The sequence below is a fragment of the Mesorhizobium sp. M7A.F.Ca.CA.002.09.1.1 genome (assembly GCF_003998555.1).
Lineage (GTDB): Bacteria > Pseudomonadota > Alphaproteobacteria > Rhizobiales > Rhizobiaceae > Mesorhizobium > Mesorhizobium ciceri.
Window position 1 is genome coordinate 1 of the sequence record NZ_RZRR01000261.1, and the last position, 6,258, is coordinate 6,258.

General features: G+C 64.1%; 5 protein-coding genes. 2 read left to right on the forward strand and 3 right to left on the reverse strand.

Annotated features, from left to right (window positions below; translation table 11 throughout):
• Window positions 1-2,138 (forward strand): ligase-associated DNA damage response DEXH box helicase (locus EN994_RS13760; RefSeq protein WP_127307588.1); only part of this gene is annotated, 2,138 nt, incomplete at its 5' end.
• Complete coding sequence (pdeM, locus tag EN994_RS13765) at window positions 2,135-2,851, forward strand: ligase-associated DNA damage response endonuclease PdeM (protein ID WP_063170001.1); 717 nt, start codon at window positions 2,135-2,137, stop codon at window positions 2,849-2,851. The genes EN994_RS13760 and pdeM, both read left to right, overlap by 4 nt.
• Window positions 2,852-2,857: 6 nt before the next feature.
• Here pdeM and EN994_RS13770 read toward each other — a convergent pair whose 3' ends face one another.
• The 3 genes from EN994_RS13770 to EN994_RS13780 form a co-directional block, all read right to left on the reverse strand.
• Window positions 2,858-3,793: a DmsC/YnfH family molybdoenzyme membrane anchor subunit gene (locus EN994_RS13770; RefSeq protein WP_063170002.1), complete on the reverse strand. Its 936-nt coding sequence runs from the start codon at window positions 3,791-3,793 to the stop codon at window positions 2,858-2,860.
• 3 nt (window positions 3,794-3,796) lie between these two features.
• The gene (locus tag EN994_RS13775; RefSeq protein ID WP_063170003.1) at window positions 3,797-4,531 is read right to left on the reverse strand and encodes a 4Fe-4S dicluster domain-containing protein; all 735 of its coding nucleotides are present in this window, start codon (window positions 4,529-4,531) and stop codon (window positions 3,797-3,799) included.
• Window positions 4,528-6,258, reverse strand: a 1,731-nt coding sequence (locus EN994_RS13780) for a molybdopterin oxidoreductase family protein (protein ID WP_164745907.1), incomplete at its 5' end; no start/stop codon positions are given. The genes EN994_RS13775 and EN994_RS13780, both read right to left, overlap by 4 nt.

Genomic DNA, 6,258 nt, shown 5'->3' on the forward strand with positions numbered 1-6,258 from the left:
ATATCCTGCTGACCACGCCCGAACAACTGGCGCTGCTGATTGCGGCCGGCGATGCCAGACGCTTCTTCGAAGATCTGCGCTACGTCGTGCTCGACGAACTGCATTCGCTGGTGACATCGAAACGCGGGCATCTGCTCGCGCTCGGCCTGGCACGGTTGCGCAGCTTTGTCCCTGGTCTGCAAACCATCGGGCTATCGGCGACGGTGGCCGAACCTGACGAGTTGCGGCGCTGGCTGGTCAGCCAGAATCCACCCAAGGGTTCGACAGGCCATGACATGGCCGAACTGATCGTCGTCACCGGGGGTGCGAAACCGGAGATTTCCATCCTCGACTCCGAAGAGCGCGTGCCATGGGCGGGACATTCTGCGCGCTACGCCACGCCGGAAATCTATCGCGAAATCAAGCGCCACAAGACGACCCTGCTGTTCGTCAACACGCGCAGCCAGGCGGAGCTGCTGTTCCAGGAATTGTGGCGGGTCAACGAGGACACGTTGCCGATCGCGCTGCATCACGGTTCGCTCGACGTCGCCCAGCGCCGGCGGGTCGAGAAGGCGATGGGCGAAAACGCGCTGCGCGCCATCGTCGCCACCTCGACTCTCGATCTCGGCATCGACTGGGGCGATGTCGATCTGGTGGTGCATGTCGGCGCGCCAAAGGGGGCGAGCCGACTGGCACAGCGCATCGGCCGTGCCAACCACCGCATGGACGAGCCGTCCAAGGCGATCCTCATCCCCGCCAACCGCTTTGAGGTGCTGGAATGCCGGGCCGCCCTCGACGCGAACTATCTAGGCGCGCAGGACACGCCTCCGTTGATCAATGGCGGGCTCGATGTGCTGGCCCAGCATGTGCTCGGCTGCGCCTGCGGCGCGCCGTTCCGTGCCGATGACCTGTACGAGGAGGTGCGAACGGCAGCACCCTATGTCAGCCTCGACCGGCCGACATTCGACCGCGTCATCGACTTCGTTGCCACCGGCGGCTATGCGCTCAAGAACTACGAGCGCTATGCCCGCATCCGTTTGAACAAGGACGGGTTGTGGCGGGTGTCCAATCCGCGCGTCGCCCAGCAATACAGGCTGAATGTCGGCACCATCATCGAGGTGCCGGCGCTGAATGTTCGATATGTGCAGGCCGGCAGCAAAGGCGCGGCTTCGCGTGGCGGCCGGGTCCTCGGCAAGATCGAGGAGGCCTTCCTCGAAACGTTGACGCATGGCGACACGTTCATGTTCGCCGGCAAGGTGCTGCGCTTCGAGGGCATCCGCGAGAATGAATGCTTCGTGTCGAACGCGCCGGGCAGCGATGCCAAGGTGCCCTATTATGGAGGCGGCAAGTTTCCGCTTTCGACCTATCTCGCCGAACAGGTCCGCATCATGCTCGATGACCCGCAGCGATGGAAAAAGCTGCCCGAGCAGGTCGCCGACTGGCTGCGCTTCCAGGCCGACAAATCGGTGCTGCCCAAGCGCGACGACCTGCTGATCGAGACCTTTCCACGCGGCAATCGCCACTATCTGGTGGCTTACCCGTTCGAGGGCAGGCTGGCGCACCAGACGCTCGGCATGCTGCTCACCCGCCGCCTCGACAGGGCAGGAGCCAGGCCGCTCGGCTTCGTCGCCACCGATTATGCGCTGGCTATATGGTCACTGGGCGACATGGGCGCGATGTTCAAAGCCAGGAAGCCTTCGCTGAGCGCACTTTTCGACCAGGACATGCTGGGCGACGACCTCGAAGCCTGGCTGGCCGACAGCTGGCTTCTCAAGCGCACCTTCCGTAACTGCGCGCTGATTTCCGGATTGATCGAGAAACGCCACCCTGGCCAGGAGAAGAGCGGCCGCCAGGTCACCGTCTCGACCGACCTGATCTATGATGTGCTGCGCAGCCATGAACCGGACCACATCCTGCTGCAGGCGACGCGTGCCGATGCGGCGGCCGGCCTGCTCGATGTCAGCAGACTTGCCGACATGCTCTCGCGCATCCAGGGTCGAATCGTGCATAAGGCACTCGAACAGATATCGCCGCTCGCCGTGCCGATCATGCTCGAGATCGGCAAGATGCCGGTGAACGGCGAAGCCGATGAGACATTGCTGATGGATGCGGCGACGCTGGTCGCAGAGGCCATGGGGCCGGAGATGGTCGAGGAATGAATTTTTCGCTGGCGCGCACATCGCTGATCGCCGAGGCCGATCTTGTCGGCATCGCCGGCAAGCGCGCCGTCTGCGACCCGCGCGGCGTGCTCTATTTTCCGGATCTGCGGCTTCTGGCCGTGTCCGATCTGCATCTGGAAAAGGGTTCGTCGCTGGCACGCCGCGGCACGCTGATCCCGCCCTACGACACCGGCGCGACCTTGCTGCGATTGCAGGCCGTCATCGCTGACTACCAGCCGTCTATCGTCATCAGCCTGGGCGACAGCTTTCACGATGGCGGTGGCGCCCAGCGCATGCATGCAAGCTTCCGCGAGCGGCTGGAGGCGTTGATATCAGGCCGGCAATGGTTCTGGGTCGCCGGCAATCATGACCCGGAAGCGCCAGCCGACCTGCCTGGCGAGACGGTGCGTGAACTTGCCATCGGCTCGCTGCTGTTCCGGCATGAGCCGTCGAAGCAGCGTGTCGAAGGCGAAATAGCGGGCCATCTGCATCCCTGCGCCCGCATCGTCCAGCAGGGCCGCTCGGTGCGGCGGCGCTGCTTTGCCGGCGACGGAGGCCGCATGATCATGCCGGCCTTCGGCGCCTATACCGGTTCGCTCAACGTTCTCGACCGCGCCTATGCCGGGCTGTTCCGGCTGGACACGCTGATGGCCTATATGCTGGGCGCCCAACGCATCTTTGCCATTTCCGGCTCGATGCTGCGGCCGGGCTAAACAGCCCTACCTGCCGTAATAAAGCGTAACCGTGTGCTTCGCCTCTGCAAAAAACAGCCAGCGCTCGACCAGCATGCCGGCGAACTGGATTGCAGCAGCGAGTACCGACAGCAACGCTGCCGGCGGCCAGGGCAGGGCGAACACAATGGCGAGCAGCCCCAAGGGCAACGCGAAGGCCAGAAGCTGCGTGATCTGACGCAGCCGCGCGCCATGCTTGCGCGCGATGCGGAAACCCATTTCCTTGAGCAGGTAATTCTCTTCGGTATGCGGCCATTCCAGCGACCGCACCGTACCTCCCGCCAGCCCGGTCGCGGTGTTGGCGGTGGTCGGGATCTCCAGCCGGTCATTGTAGCGCCAGGTCGCCAGCTTCCAGCCCCAGCCGGTCAAGGTCAGCAGCAGGCAAGCCGCCAGCTGCACCTTCGAACCAAGCGCAAAGCCCTGCAGCAGCGCGTTCAGCAGCACGCTGCCGGTCATTGCCGAGAAGATGAGATAGCCGGGCAGGGTGAAGCGGCTATGCCATTGGGCGATCGGCTTCAGCGACGCATAAATCATGCCGGTGGTGCAGACGGTGATGATTGCGCCGATGGTGGCCAGAGATCCGGCGATGCCGACCCAGCCATCGGTCTTGCCGAAGAATATCCAACCGATGCCGAACAGTCCCGCCGGAATGAAGGTGATGACCGAGGCAACACCTTCGCGCGACAGCCATGAACTGCGCCATTGTGAGAACGCCCGCCAGGCGCGTTCGGGGCGGCCGAGATGACCCGTCGAGGACAACAGGCCGGCTACGATCAGGCCGAGCGCCAGCCCCATGCCGATGAAGCCCAGCCAGAAATCGGGTGGGATGATCTGGAAGCCTCCGAGCGTGCCCAGCAGCGCGAGCAGGCCGTAGCCCGCGCCGGTGGCAGTGGTGAAGAAGACGACGGAGAAGGCTGGATGCATGGGTCAATTCGAAAGCATGCGGTCGACCCAGCCGAGGAAACCGCCTTCGGCCCGCACCGGTTCCAATGCCGGCGCGGCCACCGATGCGGCGCGCGCGGTGTGGGCGCGCGGCGGCAAATATTTGTTGGTCGGGCGATAGCCGAGCTCCGGCATCAGGTCGACGCCGCCACGCTCGGCCACCAGTTGCGAGACCGCCGACAGGGGATCGCCGAGATCACCGAAATGCCGGGCGCTGGTCGGGCAGGCGGCGACGCAGGCCGGCACGCGGTCTTCTTCGGCCAGATTGTCATTGTAGATGCGGTCGACACACAGCGTGCATTTCTTCATCACCCCGACATCGGTGTCGAATTCGCGTGCTCCATAAGGACAGGCCCAACTGCACAATTTGCAGCCGATGCACTTGTCCTCGTCGATCAGCACGATGCCGTCCGAAGCCCGCTTGTAGGAGGCGCCAGTCGGGCAGACGGTGACGCAGGCCGGCGTCTCGCAATGCAGGCAGGAGCGCGGGAAGTTCACCGTCCGTCCGCCCATCTCGGTGGTGTGCTCATAGCTGTGCACGCGGTTGAACCAGACGCCGTCGACATGGCCGCCATAGGGATCGATGTCGGTCAGCGGCGCCATGTGGCCGCCGGTGTTCCATTCCTTGCAGGCGGTGACGCAGGCCTGGCAGCCGACGCAGGTGTCGAGATCGATGACGAGGCCGAGCTTCTTGCCGCTTTGACTTGGCAGACAGGTCATTTGGTCGCCTCTCTCGCCCTGCGGAATTCGGCGCCGAAAGTCAGTCTGTCGGGCGAGGATTCGAAATGCGGCGGCTGCAGGAAACGCTGGAACTGCGGCTCGGTGAACCCGGCTTCTTCGGCTGCGCATTTGACGATGCGCACGCGCAGGTCGAACCACGCAGCCTGGCCCGTCACTGGATCGGAATTCGAATAGCGTTTGCCCTGAGCGTCGGCCGAGGTCTGGTCGCCGATGATATGGTTGAGCAGGAAGCCGCGGTTGCTCTCGGCCGCGTCGTCCTTCAGCCCCCAGCTGCCGCGCCTTTTGCCGATGGCGTTCCAGGTCCAGACCGTGCTTTCGTTCACCCCGTCGATCAGCTTGATCTGCCCCTTCACTCTGCCGTTGATGCTTTCGATCCACACCCAGTCGTCATCGACAAGGCCGAGACCGGCTGCCGTCCGGTGATGCACGAACAGCCGGTTCTGGCTGGTGATCTGCCGCAGCCACGCATTCTGCGAACCCCAGGAGTGGTACATGTGCATCGGCCGCTGCGTCAGCGCATGCAGCGGATATTTTTCGAGGTCGACGACCGCTTCCTCGAAGGGCATGTGCCAGAAGGGCAGCGGGTCCATGTAGGTCTCGATGCGCTGGCGATCGCCTTTCGGCGGCACCACACGGCCATGGCCACGCGCGGCGAGCCTGAAGCGCTGCATAGGCTCCGAGTAGAGCTGGAAAACGATCGGTTCGGCTTTCGGGATAAAACCCATCTGCACTGCGAAGTCGAGATAGGAGCGGTTGGCCATCTTGTAATAGCGCTGGTCGTCCGCGAAATCATGATGCCAGAAGCCGCCATTGTCGATGTAGCGCTGCAACTGGTCCGGGTTGGCCTCACCCCTGCCGGTCGAGGTCCCATCCTTGCCGCGCCAGCCGGCGAGCGGGCCGATGCCGGGCGTGCGCTCATGGTTGACGATGTAGTCGGCATAGTCGCGGTATCTGGCCGAGCCGTCCTCATCGACGAAACCAGGCAGGCCGAGCCGGGCGCCGAGTTCGATCAGCACCGACTGGAACGGCCGGACGTCGCGGTCGGGCTCGATGACGGGATGGCGGATGGCGTCGCCCGGTCCGTCGGCATGACTGATCGGCCGGTCGAGCAGGCTGATGCAGTCGTGGCGCTCGAGATAGGTCGTGTCCGGCAGCACCAGATCGGCGAACGGCACGGTCTCGGAATAATAGGCGTCGGAATAGATGATGAAAGGGATCTTGTAGTTGCCCGCTTCGTCGCTGTCGGTCAGCATCGCCATGGTCTCGACGGTGTTCATCGAGGAATTCCACGCCATGTTCGACATGTACATCATCAGCGTGTCGATCTTGTAGGGATCGCCTGCCCAGGCGTTGCGGATGACGGTGTGCATCAGGCCGTGCGCGGCCAGCGGCGCGTCCCACGAATAGGCCTTGTCGATGCGAAGCGGCGTGCCGGCCTCGCCGACCAGCAAATCGTCCGGCCCGCAGACGAAGCCGAGCGGCATGCCGTCGAGCGGCGTCATCGGCTTGACGGTCTTGCCCGCCGGCTTCGGTCCGGGCGGCGCGGATCGAGGGTAGGGCGGCTTGAAGCGGAAGCCGCCGGGGACATCCACCGTGCCCAACAGCACCTGAAGGAGATGGATGGCGCGGCAGGTGTGAAAACCGTTCGAATGGGCAGAGATGCCGCGCCATCCAGCTCCTTCAGGTGCTGTTGGGCACGGTGGATG